The organism is Jannaschia sp. GRR-S6-38 (assembly GCF_029853695.1).
GTDB classification, from domain to species: Bacteria; Pseudomonadota; Alphaproteobacteria; order Rhodobacterales; family Rhodobacteraceae; genus Jannaschia; species Jannaschia ovalis.
The window spans coordinates 2,588,197-2,604,139 of record NZ_CP122537.1 but is presented as its reverse complement, the minus strand read 5'-3'; the positions used below and the strand labels follow the sequence as shown (position 1 = coordinate 2,604,139).

Sequence of the window (15,943 nt, the reverse complement as noted above, 5' to 3'; positions counted from 1 at the left end):
TAAACTCTGCCGCCTCAGGCCGGAAGGGGGCGTTTGATGAGCAAGAACGATCCATTCAACTTCGACATGCGCGTCTCCACCGCCAAGAAGCGCAATCCCCGCGGGCGGCGCGGGATGTCGGGCGCGGTCGAGACCTCCACGCGCGTGTGCGATCACGACGGGTGCGAGGAAGGCGGCAAGTACCGCGCGCCGAAGTCGCGCGACACGACCGAAGACTATTACTGGTTCTGCAAGGAGCACGTGCGCGAATACAACGCCAAGTGGTCGTTCTTCGACGGCGCGACCGAGGCCGAGATCGCGGCGCAGGAAGCCCGCGACCAGAAGACCCGTCCCTTCCGCAAGACCGTCGAGGAACGCGCCTGGGCGCGCCTCGGCATCGAGGACGCACATCAGGTCCTGGGCGGCAACGCCACGCGGAATCCCGGACGCAGCGCCGGACGCCGCCTTCCGCCCACCGAGCGCAAGGCGCTCGATATCCTCGAGGGCAAGGACGACTGGACCAAGGTCGAGATCCGGAAGGCCTACAAGGGGCTGATCAAGGTGCTGCACCCGGACATGAACGGCGGCGACCGCAGCCAGGAGGAGCAGCTGGCCGAGGTCGTCTGGGCCTGGGATCAGCTCAAGGACAGCCGCAACTTCAAGTGACGTCCCCCGCCTGCGCGTCGCGCCAGGCCGCGAGATCGGTCTCCAGATGCGCGAGGCTGCCGGGCCGGTAGGACGTCCACTCCTCGTGGGCGAAGGCCCACCGCTCCTTCACCGTGGGATGCAGCTGGTCGATCTCGGCAGGCCCCGGCCGGTCGCGGCCCAGCGCCCGCAGGATTGCGGCGCCAAGGCCGCCCTTGGGTTCGGGGCTGTTGGTGAGCGGGCCGAGCGGGTCGCGCACGGCCTCGATCCGCGCCTGCGCGCCAGGGTCGAAGGCCAGCCCCTGCGCGGCCGCGCCGTCCATGATCCAGTCCAGCGCGATGGCGCTGGTCGCCTCGATCGGCCCGCCGCCGCCGACGCCGCCGTGATCCCCCAGGAAATGCGTCTCGCGATAGGGCGGATCGGCGGGGTCGTGGCCCGCGTTGCGCGTCTGCAGGTTCGCCCAAAGCGTCGGCTCGTATTCGCGCCGCCGCTCGTCCAGCGCGACCGCGTGGCGGGCGGCGCGGACCATCGAGCTGAGCGTCGCGTCGTGGAAGGCGTGGCGGCGGTTGAGCAACCGCCCGATGGCGAAGCGCGACGGGATGCCCAGCGCGCCCACCGTGTCCCAGACTCCGAGATAGGCGATCCGCAGCAGATGCGGCATGGACCGCCCGGCGGCGCGGGCGGCGGCCTCGTAGATCTCGGCGTCTTTGGGATGCGTCATGACGTAGGGCGAGACCTCCAGCCGGAAGTCGCGGCTCGCCGGCGTGCGCGGATGGGTGTCGGGCTCGCGCGAGCGGTAGCGCGCGATCACCCGCGGGAGCAGGTCCAGCGACGATCGGCTCAGAAGGCCCGTCGCCCGGATCATGCCGACCAGCGACCGGGCCGTGTAGGCGCCGCGCGAGAAGCCGAAGACGAAGATCTCGTCGCCGGGCTCGTAGAGGAAGACGAGGTCGGTATAGGCCTCGACGACATTCGCCATCAGGCCCAACCCCAGCGCGCCGCCCAGAAGCCGGTCGACCCGGCGGCCCATCGCCGTCACCCCGCGCCGGCCCGACCCCACGCCCGGCACGTAGACCGGCACCTGGGGCACGTCGTCGGAATCGACCGGCCTCAGCGCTGCCGCCAACCGCACCACGTTGGTCGGATGGTCGGAGGCGGCATGGTTCCACGTGCCGTCGCAGAGGATGACGATGCGTTTCATATCCGCGCGAGCATGGCACGGGACGGGCCGCATGAGAACGCCCCCTCCGGACAGGGCGGAGGGGGCGCAATCGGACGCCGATCGGGTCTGGAGCCGGACCGACGCCCGCCGGTCGCCGCCCGGGGGCGGCCGACGCCGGGTTCGGTCAGGACGCCGGCAGCATCACGCGGTCGATGACGTGGATCACGCCGTTGAGTTGGCGCACATCGGCGATGGTGATCCGGCCCGCGCGGCCATTCTCGTCGGTCAGGACGAGCCCGTCGGCGCCGATCTCGGCGCGCAGCTCGCAACCGCCCATCGTCGAAAGCCGGGCCTGCCCGCCGCCGGCCGCGATCAGGCGCGTCATGGCTTGCGTCATCACGTCCGCGGCCACGACATGGCAGGTCAGCACGCGCCCGAGCTGGCCGCGGTTCTCGGGGCGCATCAGCGCGGCGAGGCTCGCATCGCTGATCCGCCCGAAGGCGGCGTCGGTCGGCGCGAAGACGGTGTACGGCCCGCGCGAGGACAGCGTGGGGACCAAGCCCGCAGCCTCGACCGCGGCGACCAGGACCTCGTGATCCGCCGAGTTGACGGCGTTTCCGACGATGGTCTTCTCGGGCGACATTGGCGCGCCCCCGACGATGGGCAGCGCCTCCTGCGCGGAACCGGCTTGGGCGGACAGCATTGCCAGGGCGGCGAGGGCGGCCGCGATACGCGTCTTCATCATGGATCTCCCTTGGGCGTTGCGGACCCGACCGGCCCGATCACCGCGAAGACACGACGCTTGGAGGGCGGAGTTTCAGGCCGCCCGGGCGCGCGGCCTCACGTCTCCGTGAGCGCCCCGGCGGCCAGGACATCGCCGGTCGGCGCCCCGGTCGGGGACCCACCCGGCGGCTCGTCGGAGACGGCGAGGATCGTGCCGGGCGCGGGCGGCGCGGCGAGCGTCACGGTCAGCGGTCCGGTTTCCGGCAAGAGGCCCAGCGAGACCGGCGCGGCCTCGCCCGCGATCAGCCAGAGCTCCAGCGCGCGGCCCGGGCGCGCCGTGCCGGCCAGCCGCTCGACCGTCAGGGTGTCGCCGGTGACGGACGCGGCAAATCGAAGCGCCGCGCCTTCGGCCTCGCCGTCGGTGGCCATCTCGGCATCGAGCGCCGGGGCGGGCGCGCGCAGCTGCGGCTGGACCGCGAGCAGCGCCAGAACGAAGGCGGCGACGGGCACGCCGAAGAGCGCGAGCCATTTCGCGACCGCGGCCCGGCGTCGCACCGGGAAGAGCCGCGCGGCGATCGCCGCCTCGAGACGTGGCGGCGGCTCCACCGGGCGGGCCCGAAGGAGCGGCGACAGCGACGCCTCCCAATCCGCGTGCAAGTCGCGCAGCGCCGGCTCGCGCGCCAGCCGGTCCTCGACCGCGCGCGCCGCTTCGGGCGAGAGGAGGCCCAGCACGTACTCGCCGACCAGGACGCGGTCGTCCTCCTCGGGGGTCGGGGGGCCCGTCTCGCTCACGTCCCGCGCTCCAGGCAGGCGCGCAGGGCGATCAGGCTCCGGCGCAGCCAGGTCCGCATCGTGTTGAGCGGCACGTCGAACCGCCCGGCCAGCTCGGCATAGGTCTCGCCTTCCAGATAGGCACGGCGCACGGCCTCGGCCCGGCGCGGGTCGAGCTCGCCGAGGCAGCCCGCGACGGCGCGCGCCTCGCCCTGGGCGATCGCCCGCGCCTCGGGTCCCGGGCCCGTGTCGGCGAGCCGGTCCTCCTCGGGCATCGCGCCGTCCTCGGCCCGCCGGCGCCGCGCGCGCAGCCGGTCGATGCAGTGATTGCGCGCGACCGCTGCCATCCAGGTGATCGGGCTGAGTCCGTTCGCGCGGTAGCTGCCCGCGCCGTTCCAGATCTTGACGTAGATGTCCTGCAACGCGTCCTCGGCCTCCCCGCGATTGCCCAAGACACGCAGACAGAGGCCGAACAGTTTCGCCGAGGTCGCGGCATAGAGCGGGGCGAAAGCGTCGCGGTCGCCCAGCGCCGCGGAGGCCAGCCAGCGCTCGATCTGGTCGCGTGTCGCCACGTTTCTCCCCCGCCTGCGCAGGGCTTCGGCAGCGGCCCTGCCTTTCCCTTGCGGCCCGGCCCCTTATGTTGCAAGCCCACGCACGGCTGCAAGGAGACGCTCACAACATGGCGGATGGAAGCATGGATATCGACGTGAAGCCCACCCGCGAGATCTCGGTCCGCGAGACCTTCGGGATCGACACCGACATGACGGTCAAGGGGTTCGAGGAACCGAGCGAGCGCACGCCCGAGATCGATCCGACCTACAAGTTCGACCCCGACACGACGCTGGCGATCCTGGCGGGCTTCGGCTGGAACCGGCGGGTGATGATCCAAGGCTATCACGGCACCGGCAAGTCGACCCATATCGAGCAGGTCGCGGCCCGCCTGAACTGGCCCTGCGTGCGCGTGAACCTCGACAGCCACATCAGCCGGATCGACCTGATCGGCAAGGACGCCATCAAGCTCAAGGACGGCGTGCAGGTCACCGAGTTCCACGAAGGCATCCTGCCCTGGGCCCTGCGCAATCCGGTCGCCATCGTCTTCGACGAATACGATGCCGGCCGCGCGGACGTGATGTTCGTGATCCAGCGCGTGCTGGAGCATGACGGCAAGCTGACGCTGATGGACCAGAACGAGATCCTGACGCCGCATCCCTATTTCCGCCTCTTCGCGACGGCGAACACGGTGGGCCTGGGCGACACGACGGGTCTTTATCACGGCACCCAGCAGATCAACCAGGCGCAGATGGACCGCTGGTCGATGGTCGCGACGCTGAACTATCTCAGCCACGATGCCGAGGCCGCGATCGTCCTGGCCAAGCAGCCGCATTACAATACCGAGAAGGGCCGCCAGACGGTCAACCGGATGGTCACCGTGGCCGACCTGACGCGCACGGCCTTCATGAACGGGGACCTGTCGACGGTGATGTCGCCCCGGACGGTAATCGCGTGGGCGCAGAACGCCGAGATCTTCCGCGACGTGGGCTATGCCTTCCGGCTGACCTTCCTGAACAAGTGCGACGAGCTGGAGCGCCAGACCGTCGCCGAGTTCTACCAGCGCTGCTTCGACGAGGAACTGCCCGAGAGTGCCGCGACGCTGTCGCTGGGCTGAGCCCCTCCACCCGCAATCGCGCCTCTCGCTGAGATCTGACGCCGTGGCCTGACGGCGTCATTCCGGCGCATTTTACTTTTTGCCCTCTTGGTAGGCGTAATTGCGCCTGCCATGCTCGAAATATGGGCATTGTGCGAACGCTCCTGGCGCTGCTGATCGCCGTCCCGGCCGGCGCCACCTCCGCCTCCGCGGCCGCCGCGCCGATCGGGGACCCGCTGCCATTCTTCGCCGCCTGCACGGGGCGCCTGTCGGCCGAGATGGAGTTCCAGTGGCTGACCGGGGATCCGGATGCCGCGCGAACCGAGGCGCTGCGCCGGGCGATGATCGACATCCTCGAAGCGCTGACGCCCGCGGAACAGGCGCCCGGCATCATGCACCGGCGCGTCGCCGCAAAGGCCGCGCACGCGGCGCTGCTGGCCACCGCGGTCTTCGGGCCGGACCCCCGCGCCTCCGAGGCCGCCGCCGATCGCGCCCGCGAATTGCGAGACGGCTGCATCGGCGCGCTGCTCAGCTAGGGCCGTTCGCGCCGAGCGCGGGATCGCCGCGTCGCGCTGCGCCCCTGCGGATCGCAATGCCAGAAGCCATTGCACCCGGTCGGCGAGGGCTTAGGTTGCGGGACATGAGCAAGCTCAGCGACAACCCCGCCGATCCGTTCAAGAAGGCTCTGGCCGAGGCGACCAAGACGCTCGCCGACGATCCGGAGCTGGCGGTCACCTTCTCCGTCGACCCGCCGGGCCAGACGAACGACTCCGTGCGCCTGCCGCAGGTGTCGCGCCGAATGACGCGCGAGGAGGTGCTGCTCGCGCGCGGCACGGCGGATGCCTACGCGCTGCGCCATCGCCACCACGACTCCGCCGTCAACGCCCGGTACCTGCCGCAAGGCAACATGGCGCGCGAGCTCTACGACGCGATGGAAACCGCCCGCTGCGAGGCGGTGGGCGCCCGCGACATGCCGGGCACGGCGGGCAATATCGACGCCAAGATCGGCGTCGAGACGGCGCGGAAAGGCTACGGCGAGATCACCGACAAGGCGCAGGCCCCGCTGGCCGCCGCCGCCGGCTACTGGATCCGGCAGGCGGCGACGGGCCGCCCGCTGCCGCGCGGGGCCGAGAACGTGCTCGAGCTCTGGCGCGGCTTCATCGAGGAGGCGACGGGCGACCGGCTCGAGAACCTGCAGGACGTGCTGGGCGACCAGCAGGCCTTCGCGCGCCTGTCCCGGCAGCTCATCGAGGACCTGGGCTACGGCGACCAGCTCGGTGACGACCCCGATGCCGAGGATGACGAGGACGAGGACGGCCAGACCGAGGACGAGGAGCAGCAGCCCGACTCGACCGGCGAGGATGACGACCAGGAACAGGATGACGAGGCCACGCCCGAGCAGAGCCAGGAAAGCCAGGACGACGCGGCCCAGGCCGATGTCTCGATGGACGACATGGCCGATCAGGAGGCCGGCGAAGAGGCGCAGATGCCCGACGCCGACGAGGCGATGGAGCCGCCCGCCCCGCCGCCCGTCTCGGATGCCGATCCGAACTACACCGTGTTCACCACCCAGTTCGACGAGATCGTGGGCGCCGAAGACCTGGCCGAGCCCGCCGAACTGGAGCGGCTGCGCGCCTATCTCGACCAGCAGCTCGAGCCGCTGAAGGGCGCCGTCTCGCGGCTGGCCAACAAGCTGCAGCGCCGGTTGCAGGCCCAGCAGAACCGCTCCTGGGAGTTCGACCTCGAGGAGGGCATCCTCGATGCCGGGCGGCTGGCCCGCGTGGTGGCCAACCCGACCACCCCGCTCAGCTTCAAGATGGAGCGCGACACCGAGTTTCGCGACACCTGCGTGACGCTGCTTCTGGACAATTCCGGCTCGATGAGGGGCCGGCCGATTTCGATCGCGGCGATCTGTGCCGACGTGCTGGCCCGCACGCTGGAGCGCTGCGGCGTAAAGGTCGAGATCCTGGGCTTCACCACCCGCGCCTGGAAGGGCGGCGCGTCGCGCGAGGCGTGGTTGAAGGAAGGCCGGCCGCAGGCGCCGGGCCGGCTCAACGATCTGCGCCACATCATCTACAAGTCAGCCGATGCGCCCTGGCGCCGGGTGCGGCCCAATCTGGGGCTGATGATGAAGGAAGGGCTCCTGAAGGAGAATATCGACGGCGAGGCGCTGGAATGGGCGCATCGCCGGATGCTGGGCCGCCCCGAGGCGCGCAAGATCCTGATGGTGATCTCGGACGGCGCGCCGGTCGATGATTCCACGCTGTCGGTGAACCCCGCAAATTATCTCGAAAAACATCTCCGTGACGTGATCGCCATGGTCGAGAAGCGCCGCGCCGTCGAGCTTCTGGCCATCGGCATCGGCCATGACGTGACGCGCTATTACGACCGCGCGGTCACGATCACCGATGTCGAACAGCTGGCCGGCGCGATGACCGAGCAGCTCGCCGCGCTGTTCGACTCCGATCCGCGGGCCCGCGCCCGGGTGATGGGGATGCGCCGCGCCTCCTGACCGCGAAGCGGTGACGCCGGTGCGGGCATCCCTCGCGGCCCCTGCCCCGGTTGCCCCCCTCGGGCGCGGTGTCTAGGCAGGCGGAGAGGAGAGCCGCCGCATGTTCCAGAGCTTCGACGTCACCGCCCGCCCCGAGGTCGCGCCGCCGCGCGTCGCGAAGCTGCGGGCCTGGCTGGCCGCGCATGAGCTCGACGCCTTTCTCGTGCCCCGCGCGGATGCCCACCAGGGCGAGTATGTCGCGCCCTGCGACGAGCGGCTGGCCTGGATCACGGGGTTCACCGGATCGGCGGGCCTCGCTGTGATCGGGCGGGACCGGGCCGCGGTCTTCACCGACGGGCGCTACACCGTACAGATCCGCGCGCAGACCGATCCCGCGACCTTCGAGATCCGCAAATGGCCCGGCGAGACGGTGGCCGCCTGGCTGGGCGAACGCTTGCCCAAAGGCGCGCGTGTCGGCTTCGATCCCATGCTGCACACCGTCCGCGAGATCGAGAAGCTGCGCGCGGTCGACGGCGTCGAGCTTGTGCCCGCGCAGAATGGCGTGGACGCCGTCTGGGACGATCGGCCCCCGCGCCCGCGCGAGCCGGTCACCGCCTATCCGACGGAATTGGCCGGAAAGGGCGACGAAACGAAGCGCGCGGAGATCGCGGCCGCCCTTCGCGATGCCGGCGCGAAATCCGCGGTCGTGACGCAACCCGACGCGATCTGCTGGCTGCTGAACATCCGCGGCAGCGATATCGCCCGCTCGCCGCTGGTGCTGGCCTTCGCGGTTGTGCATGCGGACGGATCGGTCGAGCTGTTCTCGGACCCCGCGAAATTCGACGGCCTCGGGCCGGACCCGGCGATCACCTTGCACGAATGGGACGCGTTCGCGGATCGGTTGCGCGCGCTGGATGGTCCGGTCCTGATCGACCCGGCCACCGCCCCCTGGGCCGTGGCCGATGCGCTGGGCGACCGCGCCCTGCAGGGCACCGATCCCATCGCCCTGCCCAAGGCCCGGAAATCCGAGGCCGAGATCGCCGCCACGACCGAGGCGCATCTGCGCGACGGCGCGGCGATGGTCCGCTTCCTGCGCTGGCTGGACGAGGCGCGCCCGGATGCGGCGACCGAGATCGACGTGGTCCGCCAGCTCGAATGGTTCCGCCGCGACACCAACGCCCTGCGCGAGATCAGCTTCGAGACCATCGCGGGCTCCGGTCCGCACGGCGCGATCGTGCATTACCGCGTCAACAAGGAGACGAACCGCAAGCTCGATACCGACAGCGTGCTGCTCGTCGACTCGGGCGGGCAATATATCGACGGAACTACGGACATCACGCGGACCGTGCCGCTGGGGTTCCCGCCCGCGGATATCGCCCACGCCTTCACCCGCGTCCTGCAGGGGATGATCGCGGTCAGTCGCGCTCGCTTTCCCGTGGGCGTCGCCGGCGCGCATCTGGACGCGCTGGCCCGCGCCCCGCTCTGGGCCGAGCATCGCGATTACGATCACGGGACCGGCCACGGCGTCGGCGTCTATCTCGGGGTTCACGAGGGGCCGGCGCGGATCAGCCGGGTCAGCACGATCCCGCTGGAGGCCGGCATGATCCTGTCAAACGAGCCCGGCTACTATCGCGAGGGCGAATACGGGATCCGGATCGAGAACCTGATCGTCGTCCGCCCGGCCGAGCCGTTGCCCGGCGGCGATCCCGAGCGCGAGATGCTGCGCTTCGACACGCTGACATGGGTTCCGATCGACCGCCGCCTGATCGTCGCGGCCCTCCTGTCGCCGGACGAGCGCACCTGGCTCGACGCCTATCACGCCGGCGTTCTGGAGAGACTGGCGCCGCGTCTGGCGGGGCCGGACCTCGACTGGCTGACCCGGATGTGCGCGCCGATCTGACGCTTCCCCCGCCCGCGCCCAGCGGATAGGGTCGGGCTTCAATTCGAGGGAGAATCCGACATGGCCCATATCCGCGTGACGCCCGCCGAGGGCGTCTGGACCGTGCGCTCCGATGACGGCGTCATCGTCGAAAGCCGCAACGCCAAGATCCTCAACGAGGGCGACATGCCCTTCGTGGTCTATTTCCCGCGCGACGACATCGCGCTGGCGCTGTTCGAGCGCTCGTCGAAATCCACCCATTGCCCGCACAAGGGCGATGCGAGCTACTTCTCCTATGTCGGGCAATCGGCGCGGATCGCCGATGTCGCGTGGAGCTACGAGGACGTGACGAACCCGGACGCCAAGGATGTCGAGGCGCATCTCGCCTTCGACGCGGGCAAGGTGACCGTGGAGCGCGTCTGACGCCGGTCAGTTCTGCCGGATCACCTTGCCGGGGTTCATGATGCCCTCGGGGTCCAGCGCCCGCTTGATCTGGCCCATCACGCCCCAGGCCGCGCCGTGCTCGGCCTCCATCAGGTGCAGTTTGCCGAGCCCCACGCCATGCTCGCCCGTAGCGGTCCCGCCGAGCGCCAGCGCATGCGCGACCATCGCGTCCGACAGCCGCTTGGCGCAGGCGATCTCGGCCGGGTCGTCGCGATCGACCAGCAGGATTGCGTGGTAGTTGCCGTCCCCCACGTGGCCGAGGATCGGACCCGCCAGCGGTGAGGCCGCGATCTCGGCCTCGGCCTGCCCGATCGCCTCGCCCAGCCGGGTGACGGGCACGCAGACATCGGTGACGATGGCGGTGGCGCCCGGGCGCGAGGCAAGGATCGTGTGATAGGCGCGGTGACGCATGGACCAGAGGCGGGTGCGCTCCTCGGGGCGCGTGGCCCAGCGGTAGTCGCTGCCGCCATGCTCCGCCGCGAGCTCGCCGAAGCGCGCCGCCTCGTCGGCCACGCCCGCCCCGGAGCCATGGAATTCCAGCAGAAGATGCGGCGTCTCGGGCAGGCCGGCGGCGTCGGCAGCGTTCAGGATCGCGACCGTCGCGCGGTCGACATACTCGATCCGCGCGGGCGCGAGGCCCATCTGCATCGCCTCGGTCACCGCCGATATGGCGGCATCGGTGGTCCGGAAGCCGCAGACCGCCGCCGAAATCGCCTCGGGGATCGGATGCAGGCGCAGGGTCAGCTCGGTGATCAGCCCCAGCGTCCCCTCGGACCCGACGAAGAGCGCGGTCAGGTCGTAGCCCGCCGACGATTTCCGCGCCCGCGTCCCCGTCCGGATCGTGCGGCCGTCGGGCAGCACCAATTCCAGCCCGCGGACATTGTCGCGCATCGTGCCGTAGCGCACCGCGGTGGTACCGGAGGCGCGGGTCGAGGCCATGCCGCCCAGCGACGCGTTGGCGCCGGGATCGACCGGGAACATCAGCCCCGTCGCGCGCAGCTCCGCGTTGAGGGCTTCGCGCGTGACGCCGGGCTGCACGCGGACCAGCATGTCGCCCTCCATCACCTCCAGCACGGCGGCCATATCGCGGAAATTCACCGTCAGCCCGCCGCGCGGCGCTTGGGCGTGGCCCTCCAGCCCGGTGCCGGTGCCCCATCCGATGACCGGCACGCCGTGGCGCGCGCAGATGCCGACGATCCGCGCCACCTCGTCCGCGTCCTTCGGATAGGCCACCGCGTCGGGCGGCATCGGCGCGTGCCAGGTCTCGGACCGTCCGTGCAGGTCCCGCTCGCTCCGGCCCGTCGCCAGGCGGTCGCCCAGCAGGTCGCGCAGCGCCTTCGTCGCGGCCGCCTCGATCATCGCGAGCCCTCCTCGGGGCGACGATGGCGATTGCCGGGGCCGAGGGCAAGCCGTCCCCCTTCCGCCGCTCTGATCCTTGTCCTAAGGTTACGCGGCGCGCGACGTTTCACCGCCTCCGACTTCCCCGCCGCACGCCAACCCGCCGGAATGGCGCAGGACCGCAACCCGATGGCCCGACCTTGAGCGACGCCCCCCACCCCGCACGGAGCCCGCGCAGACGCGCGTCCCTGATGGCGGCGGGCGCGCGGAGCTGGGCGGTGCTGCGCGAGAAGGGGCCCAGCCAGATCCAGTTCTGGTTCATCGCGCTCGCCATCGGGATCGCCTCGGGCTACGCGGCCGTGGCCTTCATGCTGGGCATCGAGCATCTGCAGACCTTCCTCTACGGCACGGACGATCCCCAGCGCCTGCACAGCTTCGCGGCGAGCCTGCCGTGGTTCTGGGTCCTGATCCTGCCGGCGATGGGCGGTCTCGTGGTGGGCGCGATACTGACGCGGTTCACCCCCGATGCCCGCGTCCGCGGGGTGGCCGAGGTGATCGAGGCTTCCGCCATGAAGGAGGGCCGAGTCGAGCGCCGCGCGGGGCTTGCCTCCATCGCGTCCTCGCTCATCACCCTGTCCTCGGGCGGCTCCTCGGGGCGGGAGGGGCCGGTCGTCCATATGTGCGGGATGATCGCGGGCTGGGTGTCGAACCGGCTCAACGCCGACGGCATTACGGGCCGTGAATTGCTGGGCTGCGCCGTGGCAGCCGGCGTGGCCGCAAGCTTCAACGCACCGCTGGCCGGCGCGCTCTTCGCGCTGGAGGTGGTGCTGCGCCATTTCGCGGTCCACGCCATCGCGCCCATCGCGATCTCCGCCGCCGCGGGCTCGGTCATCAGCCGCATCCATTTCGGCGACGTGACCGAGTTCGAGCTGCCGCAGGACGGCGTGCTGGCCTTCTACGTGGAGCTTCCGGCCTTCATCCTGCTGGGGCTCACCTGCGGGCTGGTGGCCTTCGTGCTGATGCGCTCGATCTTCATGGCCGAGGATGTGGCGACGCGCGTGCAGGCGCGGTTCCGGATCCCGGCGATGCTGCGGCCGGCGGCAGCGGGGCTGATGCTGGGCGCGATGGCGATCTTCTTCCCCCATATCATCGGCGTCGGCTACGAGACGACCAGCATGGCGCTGTCGGGCGATCTGCTCCTGCAGGAGGCGATCGTCTTCGCCGTGCTGAAGGTCGTCGCCTGCTCGGTGACGATGGGCGGCCGCATGGGCGGCGGCGTCTTCTCGCCCGCGCTGATGGTCGGCGCGCTGACCGGGCTGGCCTTCGGGCTGATCGCCACCGCCTTCCTGCCGGCTATCTCCGGCTCCGACACGCTCTACGCCCTTGCGGGCATGGGGGCGGTGGCCGCGGCGGTGCTGGGGGCGCCGATCTCGACCACGCTGATCGTGCTGGAGCTGACCGGCGACTGGCAGACCGGCCTCGCCGTCATGGTCGCGGTCTCGATCGCCACCGCGCTCGCCTCGCGGCTGGTCGATCGCAGCTTCTTCCTGACGCAGCTCGAACGCCGCGGCATCCATCTCGCCGCGGGGCCGCAGCGCTACCTGCTGGCGATGTACAAGGTGTCGAGCGTGATGAAGGCGCTCGACCATCCGAAGGCCCCGGCCGAGGACCGGGTGCGGCGCGCCGTCAACGAGGGCCTGTTCGTCGCGCCGGGCGACACGCTGGAGGCGGCGATGCCGCTTTTCGAGAAGTCGGGCAGCGATTTCGTGGCCGTGATCCGCCTCGATGAGAGTTCCGAGCAGCCGCAGGTGCTCGGCGTGCTGCTGCATGTCGATGCGCTGCGGGTCTTCAATCGCGCGCTGGCGGCGACGGCGGCCGAGGAACACTCCTGAGGTTCAGGAAATCTGACCCTAGATCGCATCGGCCGGGCGACTGGACCGAAGCGGCCATCGCGCAATAGCGTTTCCCGATCGCTGCACGGGAATTCCGCACATGACGCTCGATCAGCTCCGCGCCTTTCTCTGGACCGCGCGGCTGGGCGGGGTTCGCAAGGCGGCCCGGCGCCTGAACCTGTCGCAGCCGGCCATCTCGACCCGGATCGCGACGCTGGAGGCGGAATTGAAGCGCCCGCTCTTCGACCGGCTGCCGGGACGGCTGCAGCTGACGCGGCAGGGCCGGATGCTGCTGACCTATGCCGAGCAGATGCTTTTCGTCGAGGACGCGATCCGCGCGAACGTGGCCGATCCGAGCGAGGCCGAGGGGCTGTTCCGCGTCGGCGCCTCCGAGACCATCGCCCAGAGCTGGCTGCCCGATTTCCTGCAGGCGCTCAGCGCGCGTTATCCCCGGGTCACGCTGGACCTGACGGTCGACATCTCGATCGACCTGCGCGCCGCGCTCCTCGACCGCCGCCTCGATCTCGCCTTCCTGATGGGCCCGGTCTCGGACTTCTCGGTCGAGAACGCCGCGCTGCCGCAATTCGAGCTGCAATGGTTCAAATCCGCCGCGATGGGGCCGGTCGACCTCGCCCACGTGCCCGTCATCTCCTATTCGCGGCAGACGCGCCCCTACCGCGAACTGGCCGAGACGCTGGCGCGGCGGCACGGGCCGGGCGTGCGGATCTACGCCTCCGCCTCGCTGTCGGCGGCGCTGCAGATGATCGCGGCGGGCGTGGCCGTGGGCCCCTACCCGCCCGACCTCGCGCGGCCGTTGGTCGAGGCCGGCCGCATCGTACCCTTCGATGCCGGCTTCCAGCCCGAGCCGCTCGTCTTCACCGCCTCCTGGCTGGCCGAGCCGCGCAGCCACCTGATCGAGACCGGCGCGCGACTGGCGCAGGAGGTGGCGGAGGGTTGGGCGTCCGGGCGATCCGAATCCGCGATCACTGCCGATCCGAAATGACAATTTGAGCGGATGCCGCCGCCATGCCAGAGGTGTCTTGACCTTGGGGGAGGTTGCCGATGCTCAACACCAAACCCGATCACGCAACGCTGGCCAAGCTGTCGGCCGCCGAGGTGCGCGCCGCGATCCGGCGCGGCGACTGGGACCGCCACACGGCTGGCTTGGCGGCGGGCAAGCTGCAATGCAATCTCGCGATCCTGCCCGAGGCGCATGCGCTCGATTTCCTGCGCTTCTGCCAGCGCAATCCCAAGCCCTGCCCGGTCGTCGGCGTCTCCGATACCGGCGATCCGATACTGCCGACGCTGGGCCGCGACATCGACATCCGCAGCGACGTACCCCGCTACCGCGTGTTTCGCGACGGCGAGATGACGGAGGAGGTCACCGATATCGCCGACCTGTGGCGTGATGATCTGGTGACGGTGGCGCTCGGCTGTTCCTTCACCTTCGAGAACGCGCTGATGCGGGCCGGCATCCCCGTCCGCCATGTCGAGCTGGACCGCACCGTGCCGATGTTCAATTCCGATATCGAGCTCGTGCCCGCGGGCCCCTTCCACGGCAAGATGGTCGTGACCATGCGCCCGATCCCCGAAGACAGCGTCGAGGATGCCTGGCGCATCAGCGCCCGCTTCCCGCAGGCCCATGGCGCGCCGCTGGGCCGGGGCGATCCGGCGGGGTTCGGCATCGCCGATCTCGACGCCCCGGATTACGGCGAAGCGGTGCCCGTCCACCCGGGCGAGGTGCCCGTCTACTGGGCTTGCGGCGTCACGCCCCAGAACGTCCTGCGCGCCGCGCGCCTGCCCTTCTGCATCACCCACGCCCCCGGTCACATGCTGATCGCCGACGTGGCCGAGGATGCCGCAACCACGGTCCTGCAACCGTGACCCCCAAGCGAAAAACAAGACCGATCCAACAAGGAGAGACACCCATGAAACGGACCATGATCCTTCTGGCGAGCACCGCGGCCCTGACCGCGCCGGCGGGCGCCGAAACCCTCAGCGTGGTCGGCAGCTGGTCCAGCCTGCCGCTGCACAACGCCTACGAGGCCCCCTACTGGACCGAGGCGATGCCCGCCGCCGTGCCTGGGATGGAGGTCGAACTGACCACGCATAACCAGATGAACCTCGGCCTGGGCGACGTCTATCCGCTGCTGGGACAGGGCGTGTACGACGTGGCGATGACCGTGGCCGATTACGCCGTGGCCGATGCGCCCGAGCTCGAGGGGCTGGACGTGCCGCTGATCGCGCTGACCGCCGACGAGGCGCGCGCCATGGTCGAGGCGGCGAAGCCCATGGTTGCCGATATCTTCCGCGACCGGTTCAACGCCGAGATGCTGGCCATCGCGCCCTACCCGCCGCAGGTCGTCTTCTGCAACGCCGAGATCGGCGGCCTGGACGACATGCAGGGCCTCAAGGTCCGCGCCTCGGGCCGGATGACGGCCAAGCTGCTGGAGGCGCTGGGCGCCGAGGGCGTCAATGTCTCCTTCGCGGAGGTGCCGGGCGCGCTTCAGAACGGCGTCGTCGATTGCGCAGTGACGGGCGCGGGCTCGGGCTACTCGGCGGGCTGGTGGGAGGTGTCCACCCATCTGCTGCCGCTGCCGCTGGGCGGCTGGGACTCGGTGGTCACGGCGATGAACCTCGACAAGTGGAACAGCCTCGACGCCGAGACGCAGACCGCCCTGCGGGCCTCGATCGCCGCCGATTTCGAGGACCCGGCCTGGGCCTCGGCGCAGGACGCGCTGGTCAACGACATCGCCTGCCTCACCGGCAACGGCGAATGCCCCGCGGGCGACGCCCGTGGCATGGTGCTGGTCGAGGCCTCGGACGCGGATTTCGCCCGGGCCCGCGAGATCCTGGTGACTGAAGTTTTGCCCGAATGGGCCGAACGCGCGGGCGGTGACTGGGCCCAGCGCTGGAACGACAGCGTGGGTGCGGTCACCGGCGTCAGCATCGAGTGAACGAAAGGGCCGGCGCA

The 15,943-nt window shown here is 70.5% G+C and carries 15 protein-coding genes; 10 read left to right on the top strand and 5 right to left on the bottom strand.

Annotated elements, in window-relative coordinates; genetic code table 11:
• Positions 1 to 36: 36 nt before the first annotated feature.
• Positions 37 to 645: a J domain-containing protein gene (locus tag P8627_RS13415; protein WP_279964689.1), complete on the top strand. Its 609-nt coding sequence runs from the start codon at positions 37 to 39 to the stop codon at positions 643 to 645.
• Here the strand turns inward: P8627_RS13415 and P8627_RS13410 are convergent.
• From P8627_RS13410 to P8627_RS13395, 4 genes are all read right to left on the bottom strand, one after another.
• Positions 638 to 1,825: a DUF2235 domain-containing protein gene (locus P8627_RS13410; RefSeq protein WP_279964688.1), complete on the bottom strand. Its 1,188-nt coding sequence runs from the start codon at positions 1,823 to 1,825 to the stop codon at positions 638 to 640. The two genes, P8627_RS13415 and P8627_RS13410, sit on opposite strands and share 8 nt — an antisense overlap.
• Positions 1,826 to 1,970: 145 nt before the next feature.
• Positions 1,971 to 2,528, bottom strand: a complete 558-nt coding sequence (locus P8627_RS13405) for a fasciclin domain-containing protein (protein ID WP_347882273.1) — start codon at positions 2,526 to 2,528, stop codon at positions 1,971 to 1,973.
• Positions 2,529 to 2,626: 98 nt separating this feature from the next.
• Positions 2,627 to 3,301, bottom strand: a complete 675-nt coding sequence (locus P8627_RS13400) for an anti-sigma factor (protein WP_279964686.1) — start codon at positions 3,299 to 3,301, stop codon at positions 2,627 to 2,629.
• The gene (locus P8627_RS13395; RefSeq protein ID WP_279964684.1) at positions 3,298 to 3,852 is read right to left on the bottom strand and encodes a sigma-70 family RNA polymerase sigma factor; all 555 of its coding nucleotides are present in this window, start codon (positions 3,850 to 3,852) and stop codon (positions 3,298 to 3,300) included. Before P8627_RS13395 ends, P8627_RS13400 begins: the two co-directional genes overlap by 4 nt.
• Positions 3,853 to 3,959: 107 nt before the next feature.
• Between P8627_RS13395 and cobS the strand changes: the two genes are divergently transcribed.
• The 5 genes from cobS to P8627_RS13370 all read left to right on the top strand — a co-directional run bounded on the left by cobS (position 3,960) and on the right by P8627_RS13370 (position 9,718).
• Entirely contained in the window at positions 3,960 to 4,946 is a 987-nt protein-coding gene (gene cobS / locus P8627_RS13390) for a cobaltochelatase subunit CobS (RefSeq protein ID WP_279964682.1), read from the top strand.
• A gap of 122 nt (positions 4,947 to 5,068) precedes the next feature.
• Positions 5,069 to 5,461 (top strand): hypothetical protein, encoded by a 393-nt coding sequence (locus P8627_RS13385; protein WP_279964680.1) that lies wholly within the window; start codon positions 5,069 to 5,071, stop codon positions 5,459 to 5,461.
• Positions 5,462 to 5,565: 104 nt separating this feature from the next.
• The gene (cobT, locus tag P8627_RS13380) at positions 5,566 to 7,437 is read left to right on the top strand and encodes a cobaltochelatase subunit CobT (protein ID WP_279964679.1); all 1,872 of its coding nucleotides are present in this window, start codon (positions 5,566 to 5,568) and stop codon (positions 7,435 to 7,437) included.
• 100 nt (positions 7,438 to 7,537) lie between these two features.
• Complete coding sequence (locus P8627_RS13375) at positions 7,538 to 9,316, top strand: aminopeptidase P family protein (RefSeq protein ID WP_279964677.1); 1,779 nt, start codon at positions 7,538 to 7,540, stop codon at positions 9,314 to 9,316.
• Between the two features lie 60 nt (positions 9,317 to 9,376).
• Positions 9,377 to 9,718 carry a DUF427 domain-containing protein gene (locus tag P8627_RS13370; RefSeq protein ID WP_279964676.1) on the top strand — a complete coding sequence of 114 codons (342 nt, stop codon included), beginning with the start codon at positions 9,377 to 9,379 and terminating at the stop codon, positions 9,716 to 9,718.
• A 6-nt stretch (positions 9,719 to 9,724) separates the two neighbouring features.
• On the opposite strand, the gene P8627_RS13365 is transcribed toward P8627_RS13370, so the two are convergent.
• Complete coding sequence (locus P8627_RS13365; RefSeq protein WP_279964674.1) at positions 9,725 to 11,098, bottom strand: FAD-binding oxidoreductase; 1,374 nt, start codon at positions 11,096 to 11,098, stop codon at positions 9,725 to 9,727.
• A gap of 230 nt (positions 11,099 to 11,328) precedes the next feature.
• On the opposite strand from P8627_RS13365, the gene P8627_RS13360 reads away from it, so the two are divergent.
• The 4 genes from P8627_RS13360 (at position 11,329) to P8627_RS13345 (ending at position 15,926) form a co-directional block, all read left to right on the top strand.
• Complete coding sequence (locus tag P8627_RS13360) at positions 11,329 to 12,969, top strand: chloride channel protein (protein WP_279964673.1); 1,641 nt, start codon at positions 11,329 to 11,331, stop codon at positions 12,967 to 12,969.
• Positions 12,970 to 13,069: 100 nt separating this feature from the next.
• Entirely contained in the window at positions 13,070 to 13,972 is a 903-nt protein-coding gene (locus P8627_RS13355; RefSeq protein ID WP_279964672.1) for a LysR family transcriptional regulator, read from the top strand.
• A 59-nt stretch (positions 13,973 to 14,031) separates the two neighbouring features.
• Complete coding sequence (locus P8627_RS13350) at positions 14,032 to 14,853, top strand: putative hydro-lyase (RefSeq protein WP_279964669.1); 822 nt, start codon at positions 14,032 to 14,034, stop codon at positions 14,851 to 14,853.
• 44 nt (positions 14,854 to 14,897) lie between these two features.
• Positions 14,898 to 15,926, top strand: a complete 1,029-nt coding sequence (locus P8627_RS13345; protein ID WP_279964667.1) for a TRAP transporter substrate-binding protein — start codon at positions 14,898 to 14,900, stop codon at positions 15,924 to 15,926.
• Positions 15,927 to 15,943 lie beyond the last annotated feature (17 nt).

What these genes read in the sequence shown, in the direction of transcription:
- P8627_RS13405 (WP_347882273.1), bottom strand. Translation starts at nt 2,528, where the DNA reads ATGAAGACGCGTATCGCGGCCGCCCTCGCCGCCCTGGCAATGCTGTCC.
- P8627_RS13345 (WP_279964667.1), top strand. Translation starts at nt 14,898, where the DNA reads ATGAAACGGACCATGATCCTTCTGGCGAGCACCGCGGCCCTGACCGCG.
- P8627_RS13375 (WP_279964677.1), top strand. Translation starts at nt 7,538, where the DNA reads ATGTTCCAGAGCTTCGACGTCACCGCCCGCCCCGAGGTCGCGCCGCCG.
- cobS (WP_279964682.1), top strand. Translation starts at nt 3,960, where the DNA reads ATGGCGGATGGAAGCATGGATATCGACGTGAAGCCCACCCGCGAGATC.
- cobT (WP_279964679.1), top strand. Translation starts at nt 5,566, where the DNA reads ATGAGCAAGCTCAGCGACAACCCCGCCGATCCGTTCAAGAAGGCTCTG.
- P8627_RS13360 (WP_279964673.1), top strand. Translation starts at nt 11,329, where the DNA reads ATGGCGGCGGGCGCGCGGAGCTGGGCGGTGCTGCGCGAGAAGGGGCCC.
- P8627_RS13385 (WP_279964680.1), top strand. Translation starts at nt 5,069, where the DNA reads ATGGGCATTGTGCGAACGCTCCTGGCGCTGCTGATCGCCGTCCCGGCC.
- P8627_RS13370 (WP_279964676.1), top strand. Translation starts at nt 9,377, where the DNA reads ATGGCCCATATCCGCGTGACGCCCGCCGAGGGCGTCTGGACCGTGCGC.
- P8627_RS13355 (WP_279964672.1), top strand. Translation starts at nt 13,070, where the DNA reads ATGACGCTCGATCAGCTCCGCGCCTTTCTCTGGACCGCGCGGCTGGGC.
- P8627_RS13415 (WP_279964689.1), top strand. Translation starts at nt 37, where the DNA reads ATGAGCAAGAACGATCCATTCAACTTCGACATGCGCGTCTCCACCGCC.
- P8627_RS13365 (WP_279964674.1), bottom strand. Translation starts at nt 11,098, where the DNA reads ATGATCGAGGCGGCCGCGACGAAGGCGCTGCGCGACCTGCTGGGCGAC.
- P8627_RS13350 (WP_279964669.1), top strand. Translation starts at nt 14,032, where the DNA reads ATGCTCAACACCAAACCCGATCACGCAACGCTGGCCAAGCTGTCGGCC.
- P8627_RS13410 (WP_279964688.1), bottom strand. Translation starts at nt 1,825, where the DNA reads ATGAAACGCATCGTCATCCTCTGCGACGGCACGTGGAACCATGCCGCC.